This is a genomic window from Porphyromonas canoris, assembly GCF_000769115.1.
Taxonomy (GTDB): Bacteria; Bacteroidota; Bacteroidia; order Bacteroidales; family Porphyromonadaceae; genus Porphyromonas_A; species Porphyromonas_A canoris.
On sequence record NZ_JQZV01000013.1, the window covers coordinates 463,111 to 486,009 of the forward strand.

The following is a 22,899-nucleotide window of genomic DNA, read 5'->3' on the forward strand; positions in this document are numbered from 1 at the left end:
ATATATTATCTGTTACTTGTTGCTACCATTCTTGATCTCGTCAAGCTCTTTTCGCAGAGCCTCTACCTCTTTGGATAGAGCGAAGAGCTGCTTGTCCATTTCCGGGAGTCTTCCGTAGACTGCATGTGCACGCATCGCTTTCTTTATGGGAAAAGCGGGAGAGCCGAAGTAGGTAACGCCCTCCTCCTTAATATCCGAAATCACTCCGGTGCGTGCGGCAATGGTTACCTTTTGAGCCGTCTGCATGTGTCCGGTAAGCCCTGATTGTCCTCCGATCATATTCCATGCGCCTATCTTTGTAGAGCCTGCGATGCCCACCTGAGCGGCTATGACCGTATGTTCATTGACCACTACGTTGTGAGCGATCTGTACAAGATTGTCTATCTTGACACCTCTTTCCACAATGGTAGATCCCATCACCGCTCTGTCTATGCAGGCACAAGCTCCCACCTCTACATCGTCTCCTATCAGGACATTGCCCATTTGAGGTATTTTGCGATAGCCCTCTTCGGAGGGAGCAAACCCGAAACCGTCTGCCCCGATCACTGCACAAGAGTGGATGACACAGCGTTCGCCCACCTTGCATTCGGCGGAGACAACGGCAGAAGGATACACAATGGTTTCCGCTCCGATCTCTGCATTCTCACCTATAAATACGAATGGAAATATCTTGACACCCGGATGCAGTACCGCTCCTTTGCTGATATAAGCGGCATGACCGATGTAAATATCTTTGGGAAGAGTGACGGACGGATCCACAAAAGCGGTCGAAGCCACTCCGCTCTCTTTTTCTTTGAGCTTTTCTGCAAACTCCATCAGTTTGGCAAGAGACTCATAAGGATTTTCTACCCGGATCAGGGTAGAAGGTACGGCTCTTTCCGGCTTGAAGTCATTGGATACAAGCACGGCTGTCGCCTTGGTTTCATAGATGTATTGTTCGTACTTGGGATTGGCAAGGAAAGTGAGACTGCCGGGTGAGGCATCCTCTATCTTTCCAAACTGAGATACGACGGCTTCTTCGTTACCCTCGACCGTTCCTCCCAGATATGCGGCTATTTCTTTTATCTTTACTTTCATGATTATCGTGGATAATGGACACGGCTTACAGCTCTGCCTCTTTTAGGCGTTCTGTATTTTCAGCCACTATCAGCGCATCGAGCATCTCCTGTATCTCTCCTCCCATAAAAGCGGAGAGGTTGTACATGGTTAGATTTATTCTGTGGTCTGTGATGCGTCCTTGCGGATAGTTGTATGTCCTGATCTTAGCACTTCTGTCTCCTGTGGAGACCATTGTTTTCCGTTTGCCGGCTATTTCGTCCAGATATTTCTGATGCTCCAGGTTGTAGATCCGAGTCCGAAGCTCTGCCAGTGCTTTCGCTTTGTTTTTAAGCTGGGATCTCTCGTCCTGACTCTGCACGACTATTCCTGTGGGGATGTGTACCAGTCTCACGGCGGAGTAAGTGGTATTGACACTCTGACCGCCCGCTCCGGAAGAACAGAATGTGTCTATTCTGATATCGCTCTCCTTCACTTCGACGTCAAACTCGTCCGCTTCCGGTAATACCGCCACCGTGGCAGCCGAAGTGTGTACACGCCCTTGCGTCTCTGTCTGAGGCACGCGTTGCACACGATGTACACCCGACTCATACTTCAGAGTACCATACACATCCGCTCCGGTTACCGTGAATACGATCTCTTTGAAACCTCCCAAAGTACCTTCGTTCATACCGGTAACCTCTGTCCGCCACCCTTTCGACTCGCAATACTTAACGTACATCTTATACAGATCGGCAGCGAATAGGGCGGCTTCATCACCCCCTGTTCCTGCTCGTATCTCCACTATTGCGTTCTTGGCATCTTCGGGGTCGGCAGGAACCAACAGCAGCTTGATCTCATCTTCCAACACCGGCAGGGCATCTTGAGCAGCGGCTATCTCTTCCTTGATGAGAGCTACCATATCGGGGTCGCTTTCCGTTTGCAGCATCTCCCGTCCCTCTTCTATCGTTTTCACGGCAAGGGTGTACTCATCGCCTTTTGCCAGTATCCGCTCCAGCTCCTTGTATTCTCGTGTGAGCTTTTCAAAGCGTTTTCTGTCTGCGATGACGTCCGGGTCTGTAATCAGAAGCGATACCTCTTCAAATCTGGCGTGCAGTACGCTTATCTTGTCTACTATGCTTATCTGCTCAGCCATTTATTCGTATTTGAATACCCCGAAAGGCGTGTGCAGTACAACCTCTTTCTTTCCTTCTCCCTCCATTACTCTGCCGACGACCTGAGCATCCACACCGAACTTGCGAGATATGGCAATGATTTCGGGTGCAACCTCTTCCGGCACATAAAGTTCCATACGATGTCCCATGTTGAACACCTTGTACAGCTCTTTCGGCTCTGTCCGTCCGGAGCTGTAAATGAGGTTGAAGAGTGTCGGTATCGGGAACAGATTATCTTTCTCTACCTTTAGATTTTCCACAAAGTGCAGTACTTTCGTCTGAGCACCACCGCTGCAATGGATCATGCCATGTATCTTCTCTCTGTGGTGCTTGAGTACCTCTGCAATGATGGGAGCGTATGTCCTTGTGGGGGAGAGTACGAGACGTCCGGCATCCAAAGGCACTCCGTCGACCATGTCTGTGAGTCTCTTTGTTCCGCAATAAACGACCTCGTCCGGAAGATCATGGTCGTAAGTCTCCGGATAGCACTGCTTCACCTGTGGCCCGAAGACATCGTGGCGAGCGGATGTCAGTCCGTTGCTGCCCATCCCTCCGTTGTAAGACTGTTCGTAGGTCGCTTGTCCGGACGATGCCAATCCCACTATCACATCGCCGGGACGGATGCTGGCATTGTCTATGACGTTCTTGCGAGGCATACGGCAGGTTACCGTGCTGTCCACTATGATTGTACGCACGAGGTCGCCTACATCGGCAGTCTCTCCGCCGGTAGAGTATATGCCCACGCCCAAAGCGCGCATCTCTTCGAGAAACTCCTCTGTACCGTTTATGATGGCAGAGATCACTTCTCCCGGAACTTTGAGTCTGTTCCTGCCGATAGTAGATGAGAGCAGGATGTTATCCACGGCACCCACGCAGAGCAGATCGTCCAAATTCATCACCACAGCATCTATGGCAATACCTTTCCATACGGAGAGGTCGCCCGTCTCTTTCCAGTAAGCGTACGCCAAAGAGCTTTTGGTGCCTGCTCCGTCTGCGTGCATGATGTTGCAGTATTCGGGATTGCCTCCGAGTATATCGGGGATAATCTTACAGAAAGCCTTTGGGTATAGACCTTTATCTACGTTCTTGATTGCGTTGTGAACATCCTCTTTGGAGGCGGATACACCTCGCAAATCATAGTTGTTTGTAGTCATCTGTTGTCTTAGAGTATCATTAACATTCTCTTTACCGTTCTAATCTCTGATGTATCATGCAGATACAGAACCGGTACAGGATTCATTGCTACACAAAACTATGAAAAAAAAAGGATATGACCTACCAAACCCTTTTCTTATGGCTTTTGACCGGATGTGGCAATGGTGATAACGCTTCCGAGGGGTGAACTTTTATATAAAAATGAATCCGAGAAAATCTTCGCTTTTTGCTCCTCTCCAAACTCCATTTTGGGGACTGAAGCGGAGAGTTTGTCTGTAATTATTTAGAATAGAGATAGATATAAATCAGCTCGAATTTGGAGAAAAAATTTTCTCAATGCATTTCATGGGCATTTTTCGCGTTAATAGGTGTAAATTTTAACGCCCTCTCCTGTGAACGTTTCCTAATAAAGAAATTTACCTTTTCAGGTGCTTTTTAGGGCAAAAATGTGTAGGTGTTTGATTGTTAGTGTTTTGGCTGTTTTTGCTAAACACGTTAATCGAATTCGGTAAACGTGTTTAATGAAATCGGTAAACGTGTTCGTTGAAAAATTAAACACGTTAAGCCGAAAGAATATGCTCGTTTAGCGTTTTGGCTTAACGAGTATCGGAAATTGTGTTAATAAAACGGGGTGAATTTAACAGTTTGGTCGTGCTCTGAAAACGACCCCTCCGATCAAAATAGAGAGACCGAAAAAAGTGAGTATTTTTCGGGATGGAATATATAAAAATGAGATTTCGGAAAGGGAGAAATCTCTCTCTCTTTTTTCTTCTTAACAGCTCAAAAAGAAAGCAAGTGCACGGCTTTCGTTTTGCCATGCACTTGCTTTTTATTTGAAATATCTCTTTCCTGAAACGGGTATGACAGGAAAGGAGCTTATTCCGTGTCTGTTATCAATATTCCGCAGGAGTTTCCGCAGAAGCCTTCCAACCCGGATTTTGATACAGGTTGCTCTCCTCTGCATTACCGGTAGGTGATGCCAAGCTCAACTCTTGATAAGAGAATGGAGAGAGGTAGTGCGCCTGATAGAAGGTGTAGCCATTGAATACATCGTTGTTTGCCTTGATCTTTTGGTATGGGCGGATGTATTTGCTCAACTCCTTAGAAGAGAGATTGGAAGCAGAAGAGCCATCGGCAATGATGAGAGTGTTGCCATCGGCACCATAGAATCTGGGATAAGTATGGATCTTATCCCAGAAGTTTACGCCCTCTATATGGTAGTCTTTTACCTGGTCCATAGCTCTCCAGCGTATGAGGTCCGCGGCTCTCATACCCTCTCCTGCAAATTCGGAGCGGCGCTCTCTACGGATACTGTAAAGAACCGGGTCGATAGCCACGCCGGCAGAGAATGCTCCCCAGTCGTAAGACTCTCTGTTCGTATTCGCTTCGTAAGCCATATCGGTGGCTCCTGTTGTTACTTCTATTGCCACTGTTATACCTGCACGTCTGCGAAGCGCATCCCAGTAGGTTCTTGCGTTGCCGTCTATCACTTTGTTCTTTTCGTAAGATGCCTCTATGTAGTTGAGGTATGCCTCTGCCACACGGAAGATGATAGTACCGGAAACGTCGTGCATCTCGGAGTTGAGGTGCATACGTTTGTCGTAGTTGTAAAGCTTGCGCTGACGATAGCCGGTAACGTCTCTCGACTCGTCATTCGCAATAATGTTTGCAACATTGAACATTACGATAGGATCTTCATTGGTGTAGAGTACGTTGCTCTCTCCGAACAAGAAGAGCTGCAGACGTTCGTCACGATCTTTCTTTACGAGATCGACAGTCTCGTCCGTCTTTGTGTATCCGGAGTTTTGAGCATAGATAGGAAGACCGTTCTTCATCAAGAAAGATTCTACCAAAGCGCGTGTCCAACCGGAAGAAGAGCCTACTGCAAGCTTGTGAGAGGTCAAGTGTACAAGGTTTTTCTCCTTGCTGTACTGTCTCCAAAGCAAGATTTCAGGGAACCTTGAAAGGTCTTCATCTGCAAACATTTCGTAGTAGTTGTTCCACCCATGGTGCTGACCCTTTACCGGATCCATCACTCCGCTGTTCTCTGTAAGAGTAGGGAATGCATCGGCAACAGCTTTGGCGGCAGTCATCGCTTCATTCAAGAAGAACTCTACCTCCCCTGCAATGTTGAAGCTTTTACCCTTGTTCCACTCTTTGTCTCTACCCGGCCATGTAGGATCTCCCGGTACGCGTCCGGAGCCTTGGTGGTACTTTTCGAATGTACCCTCGAAAAGAGCTACACGAGACTTGAACAATAGAGCTACATTTCTGGAAATGCGTTGGTTCATAGGAGTTTTATCCTTCAACATAGAGATGGCTTTGTCCAAGTCCGAAAGGATAAAGCGAGCCACTTCGTTACGAGGCATACGCTTGGATGCTTCGATGAGAGTAGCTCTGTCATCGGACAAAGCTTTCTTTATGATAGGGAAGTCGCCATAAGTTTGCAGCTTGTTGAAGTAGAGCGCAGCACGGATAAAGTAAGCTTCACCAATGTAGTGGTCGATGTCTGCCTTGGATCCGCTGATGGCTTTCTTCTCCAACTTCTCGGTAGCATTCTCAAGAAACCAGTTGACGTTTCTTATTGCCTCGAAGCCGATACCGCCTTCCGAAGGTACTTTCCATACATCTTTTGTGAACCAGGCTCTGTTCGGATTTACACCGGCTTGGTTGTCTGTGCCGTTATCTCTCGCTGCAACACCGGCATTCCAACCTCCTGTTGTAGGGAAGACTGCGGGATAGTAGTTGAACGTAAAGCTTCCAAGCTGTTCCGCATTGGTATAAAAGCTATCCGGACCTACTTGATCCAGCGGTTCTCTATCCAGCAAATCACATCCTGCCAAAGAGAAGGAGAGTGCTCCTATAAGAGCTATTTTACTAAATATATTTTTCATTGTGATCGTTCTTTTACGGATTAGAAATTAACATTTACACCAAAAGACCATACGCGTTGAAGCGGATAAAGCTTACCCGGTCCCCAGGCGCCACCGATAGCTTCAGGGTCGAAGATCTTAGTCATCTTAGTGAAGGTAACAAGATTGTCCACAGATGTGTACACACGTACTCTGGAGAGTCCGACCTTTTTTATCCATGATTGAGGAAGAGAGTAACCTATCTGCATATTCTTGATACGCATATAAGCTGCACTCTTAAGATATCTGGTTTGTCTTTGCATATTTTTACCACCCTTTCCGAATAGAGGTCTTGGGTAGTATGCATCAAGATTAGCTCCGAGAGGGTCGCCTTCAGGACGGAAGAAGTCCCAGTGTTCTACGAATCCTACACTCTGCCATTTACCATGACTTGTAGCACCAACAGAGTATGGAGAGCCGTCCCACCAGTCTCTTTTACCTACACCTTGAAGGAAGATGGAGAAGTCGATACCCTTCCATTCAGCATCTGCATTGATACCGAACTTGTATCTCGGAGTGGCGTTACCGATGACAGAAAGGTCGCCATGGTTGTCCAATGTATTGTTTCCATAGTTTACGGTGCCGTCACCATTGAGGTCTTTATACATGATGTCTCCGGCAGCCCATTGTGTACCCATCGGTTGCTTGCTGTGTGCAAGGTGATCGTTCATCTCCTGATCTGTCTTGGCTATGCCGATAGTAGTATAACCCCAGATCTCTCCGGCTTTCTTACCTGAATAATGGTCGCTAAGAGAGTTGGTCGGGTTGCTGTATCTGAGAATTTCTTGTTGGTCATCGCTGAGAACGAGTTTGAGACCATAATCCAAACCTCTCCATTGATCTCTCCAGCGAACTTCCAAGTCCCAACCATAAGATCTCATGTCTGTGTTGTTGATCTTAGGAGGAGCCACACCAAGTATTGATGGAAGCTTCTCCGGATTAGAAACCATATCGTAGGTTGTTCTGTTGAAGAAGTCGAAGCTACCTTGAAGTCTGTTGTTAAGAAGAGAGAAGTCAAGTGCAATGTTCCAAGACTCTACACGTTCCCAAGTGAGTGAAGAGGAAACGATGCCCGGAGCATTGGAGGTATTTACTCTTTCTCCGTTGAGAAGCCATCCGGAGTTGGCAACACCCTGTGGCTGTGCAAGGAACCAAGGATATAGCGCTTGGATGTTGGTGTTACCCAAAGCACCCCAAGAGCCTCTTACCTTTAAGAGAGGAACGATATGCTTGATAGGTTCCCAGAAGCTTTCGTTGGAAAGATTCCAACCCACTGCAAATGTTGGGAATGTTCCCCATCTCTTGTCTCCGATGAAGCGAGAAGAACCATCTCTACGAACAGATGCTTCAAAAAGATATTTGTCGTCGAATATATAGTTGATACGACCGAAGAATCCCATTGTAGCCCAATGGCTGTAACCGCCATAGAATGTAGGCTTGTCGTGTGTCGCAGTATTTACGGTAGGAACAAGAGGAGTGATAAGATCTTTTTTATTACCTCCGAGATTTCTTGTATTGCTGATCTCTATATCGAGACCTCCGAGCATTTTTACGTCATGCTTGCCAAACTTTTCGGAATACTCTGTGAAGTAACGACCGTTGAAGTAACTGCTCTTCCATGCAGATTCCGAAACACGGGTCTGTCCTTCGTCTCCACCTTCGCGAGATGTAGGATGAGGGTTGCCGTCCTTGTCGTATCTGAAGATAGGAAGAACATCCCAGTGGTTGTTGTTATAAGTGGTATTGTAGTTGTTTTCAAACTTAATGGTCCAGCCTTCCACCGGCTTTACAAGGAACGTAATCTGTTGGTTGGAGAAGTCCTTTTGGTTGATGTCCTTACCTCCATCTCTCATTTGGATGGTTTCCTGACCTGAAATAAGGTGTCCGTTCGGGTCTGTAACCGCATTCACAGGCCAACGGCGTGCGATGTTGTGGAAGAACAGACCGGTCATGTAGCTTGGACGAGAGTAGTCTTCACGAATCCAACGGTTGTTGTAGGTGATGTTGAACCAAGGAGTGATTTCAGCCGAGAACTTTCCGGACACATTGTAACGGTTGAACTTGTCTTGCCCATAACGGATAAGACCTTCTTGATCCAAGAATGCTCCACTGATGTAGTAGTTTAGCTTGGATGTACCACCCGAAAACGAAACATTGTGTTCTTGTGAAGGTGCGTTTGCGCGGTAGTTTTCCTTGAACCAGTTGGTATTTGCCCAGTTTCCTTCATCGTACATTGCCCATTCTCCTTTGGCAGCATTCCACATGGTACCGAATCTGACCTTTTCGTTGTTCGGATCTTGCTTGTAAAGACGGATCTTCTCAAGCACTTCGTTAGGGAAGACAATACCTTCACCTGCATTTGCTCCTGCACGGTTGAAGTAGTTTGCAAACATTTCAGAGTCCATCATTGTAGGGATCTGTGTTGCTGTATTGAAGCGCATATTTCCGTTGTAGGAGAATCTGCTCTTGCCCTCTTTACCACTCTTTGTGGTGATAAGAATAACACCGAATGCCGCACGAGAACCATAGATGGCACTGGAAGCCGCATCCTTCAATACTGAGATGCTTTCGATGTCATTGGCTGCAAGAGTATTCATGTCTCCTTCTGCTCCGTCGATAAGTACCAACGGGCTGGAGTATGATCCTTCACCGATGGTTCCGCTACCACGGATGTTCATGCTCAATCTACTGTTGAGAGCTCCTCCGGAGTTTGTAACGCTGAAGTTCAATCCCGGGACAACCCCTTGAAGTGCTTGAGCCACGTTCTGAACAGGTCGAGTTTGAAGCTGCTTTGAATCCACATTGGAAACTGCTCCGGTAAGATTAACTTTCTTTTGTGTACCATAGCCCACGACAACAACCTCTTCCAACTGTGAAGTCAAAGGTTTAAGTGCGATCTTGAGAGTAGTTTGGCTACCTACGGTAATGCGCACTGTTTCGTATCCCATGAAAGATACTTCCAAGACATCTGTCGGGGTAAGACCATTGATGGTAAATCTTCCCTTTTCGTCTGTACGTGCTCCTTTACCTCTTTGGGTTGTAACGCGAACCGCAACAACAGGCACGGGATTGCCTTTTTCATCTACAACAGTACCGGAAACACTTTTTGTGTCTTGCTGCTGAGTGGTAGTAGTGTTCGAGTCGGCTGCCGTAGCTGTCGGGCTCAGTGCTGTCATGAGACCTGCCAGTAGTACCCCTGCCATTGTTCGATAGGGGAGTCTGATGCTTAGATCTCTGCCTTTAGAAAAATTGTCCTTTTTCATAATTACATATCTAAATAGTGTATTTCTGTTCTTTTTGTGGATATGGTAATTAAAAAATGTTTATGTGGTAATGCAAATGTATGTATTTTTTAGGATATCGGAGTTTTGTCAGACTCATTTTCTTCATATTTATTTTTTTATCAGAAAGAGTGTTTATCTCTTTTTGCTCCTCTATCCTTGTATTGGTGCCATCTTTGTTTGAGTAGCCAAAAGAGTTCGTCTCCTTATTTATGGAGATTTTATCGAAAATAATATTGTTTCTTTTGAGAAGAGATTAAAAGAAAGATGTAAAGTTGTGTCTTGTGCTTCTTCTTTATACATTTGTCATGCACTGCTTTGTAAAATAACCGACGCAATCGGCTTGTATGGCAAGGTGATATTTTAAGAAGGCATATCATATTTGTGCTTTCTATGTATAACCCTAAGGAGAGAAGGTTTGAGTAGAACAAAAAGAAGCTTTAAGCGTTTTTTCCTCTAAAAAACAGAAATACCAATGAAAAAGAAACTTTTAGCACTGTTACTTTTAGCCGGAGGGCTATTTACTGCAAACGCGCAAAACATTCGTCCGAGAATAGAAGTGGGAGGCGTAATGTCCATAGTGGAGTTCAAAGCTAGTTCTGTTGATCTGAACTCTAAAGTAAAGATGGGCTACCGGGTATCCGGTGCAGCGGAAATCGGATTGGGTGGTGGTTTGTACATTGCTCCGGGTCTTACTTTTAAGTCTCAAGGAGGAAACTATGATCTGAATAGCTTTAGAAAGATTTTTGGTCTTGGTCCTTTGAGCGGAGATAATGCCAAAGCCAACAGAGCACACCTCAACTACCACTATCTTTCTGTTCCTCTTAATCTCGGATTTCGTGCAGAGTTGAGTCCGACATTAGGTTTCTCCGCTGAGGTTGGTCCTTATTTTGCTTATGCTCTCAGCGGTAAAGGTGTTTATGGAGACTCTGACATGGATCTGTTTTCAATGCCGGAGTCTGTAAAAAAGTCATTGGAATTTAAGAGATTTGATGCCGGTATTAACGCTTCTGTGGCTGTGGACTTTTCAAGAGCTGTTTTCCGCATAGGTACCGAGTATGGTCTTACCAATAATGTTAAGGTGCAGTCCCTTTTGGGAGACCTTTTGGGTGTTGGTTCATCTTCCACATTGAAGAATTTTAATGCTTATGCTTCCATAGGATTCAGATTCTAAAAGGTCAGACATAAAGACTTTCATAGGGGCGGAAGGGGGATACTCTTTCCGCCTTTTCTTTTTTTTGATTTGGTGCATGAGATAATGGGGTATCGTTGTATTTGTTTTGACCTTTAAGTGCCCGGATGAGAAATACTACTTTTGGAGAAAGGTTAAACAAATATTTGTATTTCGCAATTATTATTTTTATTTTCGTGCAGTGAGGTTTTGCAAAGCATTTGTACGCTTGCCGAACTTCAAGAGATGTAATAACCTATTTCTAACTTATTAAAAACTTATGAGATGAATAGAAGTATTTTCTTCTGGTTATTGCCGGTATTTATTCTTTTTACGGCATGTTCGGATTTGAGTGATCTAAGAAAAAGATTAGACGAACACGAAGTCCGGCTGAAAAATCTTGAGACTTTAATGACAACGACCAATTCCGACATCAAGGCGATGAAGGAGTTGTTGGATGCTCAAAACAAAAAGATAGGAATAGTATCCTATACAGAGCTTGCGGACAAGAGCGGCTACGAACTCGTTATGAGTGATGGATCTAAGATTGTAATAAAGAACGGAAGTGCGGTTGGAGTGAAAACCGATACCGATGGTCAGCTCTACTGGACTTTGAATGGCGACTTTATGCGTGATGCCGATGGTAATAAAATAAAAGCCTCAGGTATAGCACCAAAATTGAGAGTGAATGGAAATGGATTGTGGGAAGTGAGCGTTGACGATGGTAAAACTTGGCAACTCGTTCTTGGTGCAGACGGAAAACCGGTAAAGGCTACCGGGCAGGATCTCTCCGAAGTATTGAAGATTACCGAAACAGACGAATCCGTCATCATCGAATATAACGGACACAAGTTTATTATTCCTAAGAAACCTGCCATAGTGGAGGTGAAAGAGATCATTCTAGATCCGGTTCAGAAGCAACTTAAAGTTGGAGAACGCTTTAAGATAAGAGCGACTATCAAACCGGCAGAGGCTGCTTCTACACTGATAGTCTGGCAATCTTCTAACGAAACTTTGGCAACAGTGGATAATGAAGGTAACGTAGCGGCTTTGGCTAAAGGTGCTGTTAAGATCATAGCAATAGCAGGAGGTAAGAAAGCAGAGTGCAATGTGGTTATTATTGAAGGAGCTGCTCCCATAACCGGAGACGAAGAGATGAATCCTCTTATCCCGATGTCTTACATGTCGAAATTCTATCTGAACAAAACGGGAACCGATTTTCTTACAGATCTGAGTAATAATACCGATATCGGTTTCTTCTCTTGGTTCAGACTTATGGGAGTAAAAGATTCTAACGGAAACGTAGAGGGGAAATCGATATTGGGAGATAATCCTTCATTGGGAGATCAATATGCTGTGCCCACAAAGGATGAAATGCTTACGGTATTTCCGGCAGCTATGCAGGTGTTGCTTCTTAACTCAACATTCGGTCCTGTTGAGAAAAACGAAGATATTACTTTGGATGGCACCAAGAGTACTTATCGTTGTTACTATCAGGGTGTAGGCAACGGTATCTCGTATGCAGTACGTCTTGAGGGTAACGGCAGCAAATATAGAGCCGCGTACAGGTATGTTTTGAAACAGGAAAAAAGTGCCTTCTTTACCTATACAGTTACGATTCGTCACTTGGGAGATGATACCACAGTGTTGGCTGATGTCGCCAAAGAAGAGTATTGGGCAACCAATAAAGAAAAGGATATATCTAGAACATTTATTACCACTGGTTTTTATATGAATTGTAATGAGCACGGAGAAGGAGTCGGAGGGATAGTTCTAAATAGGCGTACAAGTGTTTTCTGGAATGCGGATACGTACGAGAAGTACGCCTCTTATGCTTACCGCTTTATGTTTGATGTGGAGTTCAACTATTCTCGTATTCACACGATGGAGAAGAAGTCAGCCCTGCCAGTCCGATTGATGAGAAAAAAATAAGAGAGTCATCTTTGGGAAGATAAATCTTTGTGGAACAGAGAGCCGAAACATTGGGTTGGCTTCTCCGTTCCTATTCTACTCAAAACAAGAATCAGAAAAGGGCGAGACGGAAATTATTCCGTCTCGCCCTTTATATTTTTTGCTCTGTTTGGTAGGGATGTCTTATTTCAAGCCCAACTTTGCTCTAATTTCTTTAGGTATAGCGTTCTTGTGCACAACAATATTCATCGTCTTTCCGGCAACAAATGCTTCTGAGGCATACCAGATTCCTTTGTACTTTCCGGTCTCTCCCCAAGAGTTTTTAACCATGAAGAAGAGCTTTCCTGTTTGGTCTTTAGCAATACCATAAATAACCATACCGTGGTCGTCTGTTGTGGTCTTGTTGTCGTATCCTTCTTGACGATATTCTTGTGTAACCTTGATCTCGGGAGTATTGATGTGTGTTACAAGATCACGGATCATTTCATTCCTTTGATTTGGAGTGGCTCCAACCCAACGTGCTTGGTCTGAGCCGGAGTTTTCTGCACTTTCAACATCTACAAGAAGAGCATATCCGTCTCGAGTAAAGCCCGGTTCGCTAACGTCCGAACCCCATGCTATCGCATAACCGGTATTGATAGCATTCTTCATTGTAGCCATCAATTCCTCTAACGGAAGGTTGTAGCTGCTGGAGTGACGCCAATTGTCCGCAATCTCCATCACGAATGAAGAGTAGAACGGAACATGGGTGTATGAAGTGAGAGAAACATAGTTGTCTGCATCCAAACCGATACTTTCTGCGAAAGATTTTGGTGTGTACTTCTTGCCATTGTAAGAAAACTCGGTAGGAAGTTCGCCCAAGTAAGCATCTATGATGCTGTCGAATGCACGCTTCCAAGCTGTGGAAAGCTTCTTGTTAGGGTTCTTTTCAATTCCTTTAAGGAAGCCCACTGCTCCGGCTTCGAGTTCGCTGTGTGCGTGGATAGTGGTTCCATAGTTGAGACCGGGCATTATGGTGCTTGGAACAGCTCCGTAATGCTTGAGAACATAAAGCACATCGTAGAACGAACCACCTTGAGCAAAGTTGATGTGTCCGTCTGTACGAATATATTTCACAGCCTTATCTTTGTAGCTGTGGCTTACAACAAACATTTCGCTTAAATCAACAGGTTGTTTACCCATTCTCAACATTTCGGCTTCCCAAAATCCTATACCGGAGAAAGACCAGCAGGTACCGCTTCTGGACTGATTCTTTACCTGTGTGATCTTGAGCTCTTTCACAGGGGTGAATACATAAGCCTCTTTTTTCTTAACATCTGTAGATGCCTCTTGTGCATGCAGTGAAAATACACCGCAGATCAGAGCAAGAGAAAGAAATAATCTTTTCATTTCTGTTTTTGTTATTAGTATATTAGGTTATTGAACATTCGCAGCCAAAGATAGGCAAACTTTTGCTATTCCGGCTTCTTGCCTTTTGTGGTGGCAAGCATACCGCATGCGGCAAAGATATCCTCCCCTCGTGATCTTCTGGTAGTGCATCTGACTCCTTTAGAGTTGAGATAGTCCTCAAAACTTTGTACTCTTACCGGAGAAGGAGAACGAAGATCCACGCCCGGGATAGAGTGATATTTAATAAGATTTACCCTGCAATAGGGAAGCAGAGGCTTGAGTATGCGGATAAGAGCTTCCGCATGGCGAAGATCATCATTGAGACCATCGAAAACAATGTACTCGAACGATAGCCGACGCTGACCGGAAAAGTCAAACTTTTGTAGTGTTGCTATGACCTCCTCTATCGGGAAAGCTTTCTCTACGGGCATTAAAGCTGCACGCTCTTCCGGGTACGGAGAGTGAATGCTTATGGCGACCTGACACTGTTGCTCCTGTAATAGTTTCAGCAGCCCGTCTCTTGGCCCTATTGTGCTTACCGTAATTCGCTTCGGACTCCATGCCAAACCCCAAGGAGCAGTCAGTATCTCTAAGGTTTTCGATACTTCATCATAGTTGTCCAAAGGCTCTCCCATGCCCATGAATACGATATTTGTCAGCTTCTCTATATGAGGACAGGAGAGAAACTGATTGATGATTTCTGCCGCAGAGAGGTTAAATAAAAAGCCCATCTTGCCGGTATGGCAAAATGAGCAATTCATTTTACAGCCTATTTGGCTGGATATACATAGTGTTGCACGATCGGATTCGGGGATATAGACGGTCTCTATCTCTCGCAAGCCTTTTTTTGTATCTACTGAAAAGAGATATTTCTCCGTGCCGTCCTTAGAACGTTGTGTGGTAATGGGAACATGGCGTCCAATGGTATAATTCTCGGAAAGCTGTTGTCGAAAAGAGATGGGCAGGTTGCTCATCTCTTCTATCTCTGTTACTTTGTGTACGTAAAGCCACTCCGCAATCTGCTTAGCTCTGAACTTGGGTTGGTTATGACTTTTTACCAAAGCTTCAAGCTCTTTCAGCGTATGACCTATAAGTGTTTTCATGATTGGTCTATTGTTATTTTCAGCAGAGAATAAAGTCTATCTGTTTTCTCTCGAAGTTTACCCTGTCAACCTCTATCTCTACGCTGTCTCCCAGTTTGAAGACTCTGCCGTACTGCCTTCCAATCAAACAAAAGTTCTTTTCATCGTAAACATAGAAGTCATCTGTAAGAGAGTGTATGGGCACTAAACCCTCACAACCATTGGATTTGATTTCTACAAAGAATCCGAAATCTGTAACGCTTATTATCATGCCCTCAAATCTTTCTCCGATCTTATCGGACATGTATTCTACCTGTTTGAGTTTGATGGATGCACGTTCTGCTTGAGATGCCAACTGCTCTTGATCCGAACAGTGGCGGGCTTGCGACTCTAATATGCCAGGGCTGTCCAACTCCTGTTCATGTTCGTATGCCCAAAGGTATCGGTGTACCAAAACATCCGGGTATCTTCTGATGGGAGATGTAAAGTGAGTATAGAAAGGAAATCCTAATCCATAGTGTCCGATATTATCTGTCGTATATATTGCCTTGGACATTGTTCGCAATACTATTGTTTCCAACATATTTTGCTCCGGTTTGCCTCGAAAAGCCACGAGCATTTCGTTGAGCGCCTTTGATATGTGCTCTTTGTTGCCGTCCAATTTGAGTACATACTTAAGCTTCATCATAAATTTGGAAAGGTCTTGCAGCTTTGCCTCATTGGGCAAGTCATGGATACGATAGATAAAAGCTCTCTTGGGATGACCCTTCAAATGTTTTTTGGTTACATGTTGGGCGATGGTTCTATTGGCGAGAAGCATAAATTCTTCAATGAGCTGGTGAGCCTCATTGCTCTCTTTTGTGTAAACATCGGTCGGCTTACCTTGATCGTCAAGAATGAATTTAATCTCTTGCCTTTCAAAGTTGATGGCGCCGGCTTCAAATCTTTTGCTTCTTATTTTTTGAGCAATCTCGCTAAGATGGATGATGGATTGCCTTACCTCTTCAGCCGGATCTCCTTTCCCTTTGATTATTTCATACGCCTGCTCGTAGGTCAGACGTGCATCGCTATGGATGATGCTTTTTACGATATTGTAGTTCACCACTTCCGCTTTATCGTTGAGCTCGAATATTACGGAGTAGGCAGGACGATCCACATTCGGCTTGAGAGAACACAAATCGTTGCAAAGACGCTCCGGCAACATCGGTATCGTACGATCCACCAAATAAATACTCGTCGCTCTTTTTTGAGCTTCAATATCTATCGGATCGCCGGGCTTCACATAGAAAGAAACGTCTGCGATATGAACTCCGACACTGACGTTGCCGTTCTCAAGTCGTTCATAGGAGATTGCATCATCAAAATCTTTGGCATCTATCGGGTCTATTGTAAAGGTGGTAAGATGTCTTAGATCTTCCCTTGTCGAATGCTCTTTTTCGGATAGTCCTTCAGGAAGTTCGTTTGCCAACTGCTCCAGCTCTTCCGGATATTTATAAGGAAGTCCAAACTCCGCCAATATTGCGTGCATTTGGGTGTCATTATCTTCCGGTCGTCCAAGTACATCTATTATCTCTCCGACAGGATTCTTGTCTTCCTGTCTCCATTCCATTACTCGAACCAATACCATATCTCCATCCTTTGCATCGTTTGTGTACTTGTACGGGATGAAGATATCGTTTTGAATCTTATTGCCTTCCGGGATTACAAAGCCCACTTTTGCTCCAAGAGGCTTTTGTAATACTCCTACGTAATTCCCTTGTGCACGTTCCAAGATTTCTACTACTTGAGCAGCTCTGTTATTGCTATGGGAAAAAGTTTTAGGCAGAACCTCTATACGCACCCGATCTCCATTGAGGGCGTTGCGAGTATCTCTGTTGTCTATTAAGAATATCTCATCGTTCTCTACAGCCTTTGCCGTATGTCTTCCATTGGCACGAGCTATGAATATTGCATCATACCGGTCTCCTTTATAATTGAGACGATAGCGATGATTCCCTATGGCATTGATACTCTCTTCTTTTCTGAGTTCATTAAGAGCTTGCTGTATGAAAATTCTTCCATTCCCTACGTTAAGACGAAGGTTTGAAGCGAGTTGTTTGGGATTGAATGTTTTGGTAGGATTGGAATAGAGATGCTTTAGAACAGCATCTTTTATTGTAGAATATGTTGCGTTTTTACTTCTTATAGATCCTCTTGAGGCTCTACTCTTTTTATTTTGTCTTGTCATCTTTCAAAGATCTTATTGAGTCTTTTTTTCTTCGCAAAGGTACTATTATTCTTGCACTTGTGAGTGCAAGAAAGGAAAGAGCCCCAATTCTTAAAAATGATGTAAATGGAGGGATTTGTAGGAATGCCTTTCTGTTGAAGTAATATTATGCTTTTTTAATATAGTGCCAATCGTTATCTGATTCATAAGGATGTCTTTCCGTACGTACTCTTTTTCCTAAAATCGTTTCTTTTTTTTATTAATGGGAGTGGAATAGACTTCCTCATCGTGGTGCTTAATCAAAGGGATTTTCTTTCATGAGCAAATTCATCTTCTCCCAATATTTTTAGCATCAAATGAAAGTAAGTTTATCAATTTTCTCCTTGTGTATTATTGTTAAAAAGTGGTTTCTTGTGTGTTAAAGTGATAGGGCTGTTACAAAAATGTTTGTTAATAACGAAAAGATTTTCGTTATTTGTAGCAGAGTCAAACCCTCATGATAAGCAGTATGAAAGAACCCGAAGAATACATTGGAGATCTTTCTTTGTAAGAGGTTTGGTAATTGGTTTATATACAGAATTTTAGTGTTTTAGATGTAGCAAGCAAACAGTATAGGTCTTATCACTGTCGGAGTGGGGCTGATTTATTGGAAGCTTGGTACAAAGGTTTACAAATAATTAATATGCTTATGAAGAAGTTTATGTTGTTGCTGACCGTCCTATTGATAAGCGTAGGATCGGTCGTCGCACAGATGAAGGAGGTGTCCGGTGTGGTTCTCAGCCAAAAGGACAATCAGCCTATTGAACGTGCAACGGTAAAGGCTAAGAGCGGTAAAGGTGGAGCTTATACTGATGCTCAAGGTCGTTTCCGCTTTAACGTGCCTGCTGCCGAAAAGACTCTTGTTGTCTCTTTCGCAGGGATGAAGACTCAGGAAGTTACTGCTGGAACAAACATTAGAGTTTTGTTGCAAGACGATGTTGCCGTTATTGATGAAGTATTGGTAACTGCGTTCGGTAAGTCTAAAAAGAGTGCGTTTACAGGTTCTGCTACTCAGGTAAGTGCAGAAGAACTTGGAAAGCGTCAGGTTTCTAACGTAACACAAGCGATTGCCGGTAAGGTTCCGGGTGTTTCCGTGACAAGTGGAAATAACCAGCCGGGAACTTCTGCATCATTGCTTATTCGTGGTCCTGGTTCGTTTTCTGCCGGTAGAGGTCCTTTGTATGTTGTCGACGGCGTGCCTTATGACGGAGACGTATCTTCTATTAACCCACAAGACGTTGAAACCTTTACCCTTCTTAAGGATGCTGCTTCTGCTGCTCTTTATGGTGCGCGTGGTGCGAATGGTGTAGTCCTTATTCAGACTAAGTCCGGATCTAAAGTGAAAGATGCCATGAACATCACATTCGAGGCTCGTTATGGTGTCAATCAACGTGGTGTGCCCGATTACGACGTAGTGGCTGATCCTAAAGTATATGCTGCAAAATATTTTGAAGCAATATATAACTCTGAAATTCAAAAAGATGGTGCAACAATAGAGGGAGCTCTTGCCGCTGCAAATGGTATTTATTTTAGTAAAGACCCAAAGGTTGCTAACCTTGTTTATCATCCATTTACTGCTCCTGACGGTGCTACTTGGTTTGAGAGACAAAGCAATGGTTATTTCTTGATGAATCCTGCAATTACTGTGGGAACCATCTACGAGCATGGGGGTAAGAAATATTGGCTTCAGCCGGACAACTGGTCTAAGGAAGTATTCACCACAAATCCTCGTCAAGAATACAACTTCTCTCTTTCCGGTAGAAGTGCTAAGGCTTCTTATTATATGTCTGCCGGTTATCTAAGTGATAAGGGTTATATCGTAGCGTCTTCTTTCGATCGTTTCACTACTCGTCTTCGTGGAGACTTCACTCCGGTAGAGTGGTTGACTGTTGGTGCTAATATGGCATTTACTCACTACATTACAAACTCTTTGGATAATACAGCAGAAGGAGGGAACTCCGGAAATATCTTTGCTGTTACAAACTTCATCGGTCCTGTTTATCCGCTTTATGTCCGTGGTGAAGACAAATCCATTGCGATAGATAAGTTTGGCAACACTATTTATGACTTCGGTACGGAAGAGTACTCAGGTCTAAAGCGTCCTTTCCTTTCTATCTCAAACCCAATGGCACTTTATAATCTGGATACAAACAGAGCAACTGCTGATGTTATTTCTGTTAAAGGATATGCAGATTTCAGTATTCTTGATGGTCTTAAAGCTACTATCAATGCCGGTGTTGATACAGATAACACCATGTTTTTGGATAAGAGAAACGTATTCTATGGTCAGTTCGCAGGTTATGGAGGTATCATAAGCAGAACTACTCAAAGAATCAACTCTCTTAATACTCAACAACTTCTTACCTACGTAAACAACTTCGGTCAACACAGTTTAGATTTCCTTTTGGGACACGAGTTCTATAAGTATCAATCAAACTCTTTGTATGGTTCAAAGGAAAAGATGTACGACCCGAATGCTACAGAGTTGACAGGTGCTATCTTGAAGCCTAACACAAGCTCTTCTCTTGGAAGATATGCAACAGAAGGATATTTGGGACGAGCTCAGTACAACTACGCTTCTAAGTATTTTGCTCAAGCTTCATTCCGTAGAGATGCTTCTTCTCGATTTAGAAAAGAAAATCGTTGGGGTAACTTCTGGTCTGTTGGTGGATCTTGGTTGATCTCTAAGGAAGATTTTATGAGCCAAGTGAGCTTCGTAAACATGTTGAAGGTAAAGGTCAGCTATGGTATGCAGGGTAACGATGCTATCGGTAACTTCAGATACATGGACTTGTACACTGTTCAAAATGCAAACGATAAGTTGGCTACCAGCTTTGCTTCTAAGGGTAATGAAAATTTGACATGGGAAACCAGTGCAAACTTGAATGCCGGTATCGAATTCTCTTTGTTCAATAACCGTTTGTCCGGAGGTATCGATGTTTATCGTCGTAAGGTGACAGATATGTTGTTCCAACGTAAGACTCCTAACAGTATCGGTTATGGATCATACTATGACAACATCGGTGCGATGAGTAATACCGGTATCGACTTTGAATTGATGGGAACTCTTATCAAAAATAAAGATCTTGAATGGACTTTGTCTGTGAATGGTGGTTATTTCAAGAATACTCTTGACAAACTTCCTGAAGAGTGGGAAGCTGTAGAAGGTGGTTATCGTGATGGCTCTTTTGTGTATAGAGTTGGAGGTTCTATTTACGACCGTGCTTTCGTTCATTATCGTGGTGTTAACGAAAAAGGACAAGCCCTTTATCAAATCTACAATAAGGAGAAGAACGAGTACGAAACTACCACTAACTGGAACGAAGCCAATAAGGCTGAAAACAGAGTTATCTTGACGGACGTTAGACCATATCTTACAGGAGGTCTTTCTACAAGTCTCTCTTTCATGGACTTTGACCTTTCTGCTACGGCAACTTATGCTTTAGGTGGTCGCACTTATGATAGCACTTACCAAAGCTTGATGCATGGTGGTACAAATACAGGACATGCATGGCACAAGGATATCTTGAACTCTTGGACTAAAGAAAGTCCATCTACCAATGTTCCTATGGTAAACTATGCAGGTAAGTTTATGGACTCTACTTCAGACAGATTCTTGGTTTCAAGAAGCTATCTTGCTCTCAATAACATCACTTTAGGTTACACATTGCCTAAGAGTCTATTGAAGTCGATGAATATCTCTGCTGCGAGAGTTTACGTGGTTGCTGATAACCTTGCACTCTTCTCTGCTCGTAAGGGATTGGATCCACGTTTTGGTTCCGGTGTCGGATATAAGACTATTCGTTCACTTTCTGCCGGTGTGCGTATCACCCTATAAGGAGATAGAATGTTAAACAAATAACTTTTACGAAGAAAGTATGAAAAAGATATTATATGTGATGGCAGCAGGGGCTATGCTTCTAACTACAAGTTGCCAATCTTATTTGGATGAAGTCCAACCGACAGGAAGCACTCTGTCTTTGGAACAGTTGAAGCATGGAGCTGAGGTTTCCGAAGATAGAGCAGGAGCCGGTCTCCCAGGTATGTATGCTCTTTTGAATGAGTACAATACTGTATATGGTATGCAAGGGGACTTTGGCTATCCGAGCTTTATATGCCGTTTGGAGCATGCCGGGGACAATGTGGTTTCCACTACTCATGGTTACAATTGGTTTAATAGAGAACTGCGCCTTACTAGTTTTCAGTCTAAAACATCTACCACTCCGGGATGGGCGTGGATTGCTTTTTATAGAGATATCAAGCTTGCAAACGATGTTGTAGCTCCTCTTAAGGGAACACAAGATCCGGTAAACCAAAAGATCCTTGGTCAGGCATTGGCTCAGCGTGCATTCTGTTATCTGCACTTGGCTCAGCTTTTCCAAAAGACATACAAGGGTAATGAAGATGCTCCTTGTGTACCTATCGTAACGGAAGAGACTAAAGCGGCAGACGCAGCAAACAATCCAAGAGCAAGTGTTCGTGACGTTTACAAGCTTATTCTTGATGACCTCAATAAGGCTATTGAGTATTTGAATGGCTTCCAACCTGAGCAAAAGAATGCGATTTCTGAAGCTACTGCCTATGGACTCCGTGCTCGTGCCCACATGCTTATGCATGAGTTTACTAAAGCTGCAGAAGATGCTCAAAAGGCAATAGAGGTTTCCGGAGCTACTCCATACAGCATAGAGGACTGTTCTATTCCTAACTTTGATGATGTCCAAACATCAAAGAATGCTCTTTGGGGTATTATCATTACTAAAGAAGACCGTGTAACTAAATCCGGTATTGCAAACTGGACATCGATGTTTACATCTCTTTGCTTTGGTAATGGTGGCTACACAACTCTTGTTGGTACTTACAAGATGATTAACTCTCGCTTGTTTGATCTCATCCCTGATACAGATGTTAGAAAAGGATGGTGGGCTTACGAAGAGTTCAAGTACAAGGATAATAAGGGCGTAGAAAAGACCGGATATACTTCTCCTATTATGAAGAAAGCATATCCAAACGAATATCAATGGGTTGCAACCAAGCACACTCTTCCTTTGACTGTGCTTAAGTTTGCTCCGACGGATAAGGACCTTGCTAAGGAAGAAAACTCTGTGGACTTTATGTTGATGCGTGTAGAAGAGATGTATTACATCATGGCAGAAGCTAAGGCTATGGCAGGTGATTTGGCCGGAGGTAAGCAAGTTCTTGAAAACTTTGTTAAGACTTATCGTGACCCCGGATTTACTTCTAAAGCTGCTGACGCTAAGGCATTACAAGATGAAATCTATCTTCAAAAGCGTGTTGAATTCTTTGGTGAAGGTATCAGCTGGTTCGATATGATCCGTATGGGTAAAGGCATCGACCGTGTTGATGTTGCCGGAAAGAATACCGGTGGGTATCCTCCTTTGACAAGATTCAATGTTCCTGCCGGTGATCCTATCTTTGTTCTTCAAATACCTGAATCCGAAGAGCAAGCTAACAAGGCAATCGTTAACAATCCATTGGCAACAGAACCAAAGGATATGATCTAATAAAGCTGTTTCTTTATTGGG

Annotated in this window: 12 protein-coding genes; 4 read left to right on the forward strand and 8 right to left on the reverse strand. The window is 43.8% G+C overall.

Annotation, left to right across the window (positions count from 1 at the left end; translation table 11 throughout):
* Positions 1 to 12 precede the first annotated feature (12 nt).
* The 5 genes from lpxD to HQ43_RS07170 all read right to left on the reverse strand — a co-directional run bounded on the left by lpxD (position 13) and on the right by HQ43_RS07170 (position 9,540).
* Positions 13 to 1,077, reverse strand: a complete 1,065-nt coding sequence (gene lpxD, locus HQ43_RS07150) for a UDP-3-O-(3-hydroxymyristoyl)glucosamine N-acyltransferase (protein ID WP_036791602.1) — start codon at positions 1,075 to 1,077, stop codon at positions 13 to 15.
* Positions 1,078 to 1,102: 25 nt separating this feature from the next.
* Positions 1,103 to 2,191 (reverse strand): peptide chain release factor 1, encoded by a 1,089-nt coding sequence (gene prfA, locus HQ43_RS07155; RefSeq protein ID WP_036791604.1) that lies wholly within the window; start codon positions 2,189 to 2,191, stop codon positions 1,103 to 1,105.
* Complete coding sequence (locus tag HQ43_RS07160; RefSeq protein ID WP_036791607.1) at positions 2,192 to 3,364, reverse strand: AIR synthase related protein; 1,173 nt, start codon at positions 3,362 to 3,364, stop codon at positions 2,192 to 2,194.
* An 894-nt stretch (positions 3,365 to 4,258) separates the two neighbouring features.
* Complete coding sequence (locus tag HQ43_RS07165; RefSeq protein WP_036791609.1) at positions 4,259 to 6,259, reverse strand: RagB/SusD family nutrient uptake outer membrane protein; 2,001 nt, start codon at positions 6,257 to 6,259, stop codon at positions 4,259 to 4,261.
* A 20-nt stretch (positions 6,260 to 6,279) separates the two neighbouring features.
* Positions 6,280 to 9,540 carry a SusC/RagA family TonB-linked outer membrane protein gene (locus tag HQ43_RS07170; RefSeq protein WP_036791612.1) on the reverse strand — a complete coding sequence of 1,087 codons (3,261 nt, stop codon included), beginning with the start codon at positions 9,538 to 9,540 and terminating at the stop codon, positions 6,280 to 6,282.
* Positions 9,541 to 10,033: 493 nt separating this feature from the next.
* Here HQ43_RS07170 and HQ43_RS07175 point away from each other — a divergent pair, with 493 nt between their 5' ends.
* The gene (locus HQ43_RS07175) at positions 10,034 to 10,732 is read left to right on the forward strand and encodes a porin family protein (protein WP_036791615.1); all 699 of its coding nucleotides are present in this window, start codon (positions 10,034 to 10,036) and stop codon (positions 10,730 to 10,732) included.
* A 282-nt stretch (positions 10,733 to 11,014) separates the two neighbouring features.
* A complete protein-coding gene (locus HQ43_RS07180) occupies positions 11,015 to 12,661 on the forward strand; it encodes a PL29 family lyase N-terminal domain-containing protein (RefSeq protein WP_036791619.1) in 1,647 nt (548 codons plus the stop codon).
* 162 nt (positions 12,662 to 12,823) lie between these two features.
* On the opposite strand, the gene HQ43_RS07185 is transcribed toward HQ43_RS07180, so the two are convergent.
* From HQ43_RS07185 to rnr, 3 genes are all read right to left on the reverse strand, one after another.
* Positions 12,824 to 14,029 (reverse strand): C1 family peptidase, encoded by a 1,206-nt coding sequence (locus HQ43_RS07185; RefSeq protein WP_036791622.1) that lies wholly within the window; start codon positions 14,027 to 14,029, stop codon positions 12,824 to 12,826.
* 65 nt (positions 14,030 to 14,094) lie between these two features.
* The gene (rlmN, locus tag HQ43_RS07190; protein ID WP_036791625.1) at positions 14,095 to 15,132 is read right to left on the reverse strand and encodes a 23S rRNA (adenine(2503)-C(2))-methyltransferase RlmN; all 1,038 of its coding nucleotides are present in this window, start codon (positions 15,130 to 15,132) and stop codon (positions 14,095 to 14,097) included.
* A gap of 19 nt (positions 15,133 to 15,151) precedes the next feature.
* Positions 15,152 to 17,338, reverse strand: coding sequence for a ribonuclease R (rnr, locus tag HQ43_RS07195; RefSeq protein ID WP_052103132.1), 2,187 nt, complete (start codon positions 17,336 to 17,338; stop codon positions 15,152 to 15,154).
* A 667-nt stretch (positions 17,339 to 18,005) separates the two neighbouring features.
* On the opposite strand from rnr, the gene HQ43_RS07200 reads away from it, so the two are divergent.
* Together HQ43_RS07200 and HQ43_RS07205 are read left to right on the forward strand one after the other, a co-directional pair.
* On the forward strand, positions 18,006 to 21,194 hold the full coding sequence (locus HQ43_RS07200) for a SusC/RagA family TonB-linked outer membrane protein (RefSeq protein WP_161785895.1): 3,189 nt from the start codon (positions 18,006 to 18,008) through the stop codon (positions 21,192 to 21,194).
* Between the two features lie 40 nt (positions 21,195 to 21,234).
* Positions 21,235 to 22,878 carry a RagB/SusD family nutrient uptake outer membrane protein gene (locus tag HQ43_RS07205; RefSeq protein WP_052103134.1) on the forward strand — a complete coding sequence of 548 codons (1,644 nt, stop codon included), beginning with the start codon at positions 21,235 to 21,237 and terminating at the stop codon, positions 22,876 to 22,878.
* Positions 22,879 to 22,899: the final 21 nt, after the last annotated feature.

Bases quoted from the DNA above. Each gene is read 5' to 3' on its own strand.
- lpxD (WP_036791602.1), bottom strand. From the start codon at position 1,077: ATGAAAGTAAAGATAAAAGAAATAGCCGCATATCTGGGAGGAACGGTC.
- prfA (WP_036791604.1), bottom strand. From the start codon at position 2,191: ATGGCTGAGCAGATAAGCATAGTAGACAAGATAAGCGTACTGCACGCC.
- HQ43_RS07160 (WP_036791607.1), bottom strand. From the start codon at position 3,364: ATGACTACAAACAACTATGATTTGCGAGGTGTATCCGCCTCCAAAGAG.
- HQ43_RS07165 (WP_036791609.1), bottom strand. From the start codon at position 6,259: ATGAAAAATATATTTAGTAAAATAGCTCTTATAGGAGCACTCTCCTTC.
- HQ43_RS07170 (WP_036791612.1), bottom strand. From the start codon at position 9,540: ATGAAAAAGGACAATTTTTCTAAAGGCAGAGATCTAAGCATCAGACTC.
- HQ43_RS07175 (WP_036791615.1), top strand. From the start codon at position 10,034: ATGAAAAAGAAACTTTTAGCACTGTTACTTTTAGCCGGAGGGCTATTT.
- HQ43_RS07180 (WP_036791619.1), top strand. From the start codon at position 11,015: ATGAATAGAAGTATTTTCTTCTGGTTATTGCCGGTATTTATTCTTTTT.
- HQ43_RS07185 (WP_036791622.1), bottom strand. From the start codon at position 14,029: ATGAAAAGATTATTTCTTTCTCTTGCTCTGATCTGCGGTGTATTTTCA.
- rlmN (WP_036791625.1), bottom strand. From the start codon at position 15,132: ATGAAAACACTTATAGGTCATACGCTGAAAGAGCTTGAAGCTTTGGTA.
- rnr (WP_052103132.1), bottom strand. From the start codon at position 17,338: ATGACAAGACAAAATAAAAAGAGTAGAGCCTCAAGAGGATCTATAAGA.
- HQ43_RS07200 (WP_161785895.1), top strand. From the start codon at position 18,006: ATGAAGAAGTTTATGTTGTTGCTGACCGTCCTATTGATAAGCGTAGGA.
- HQ43_RS07205 (WP_052103134.1), top strand. From the start codon at position 21,235: ATGAAAAAGATATTATATGTGATGGCAGCAGGGGCTATGCTTCTAACT.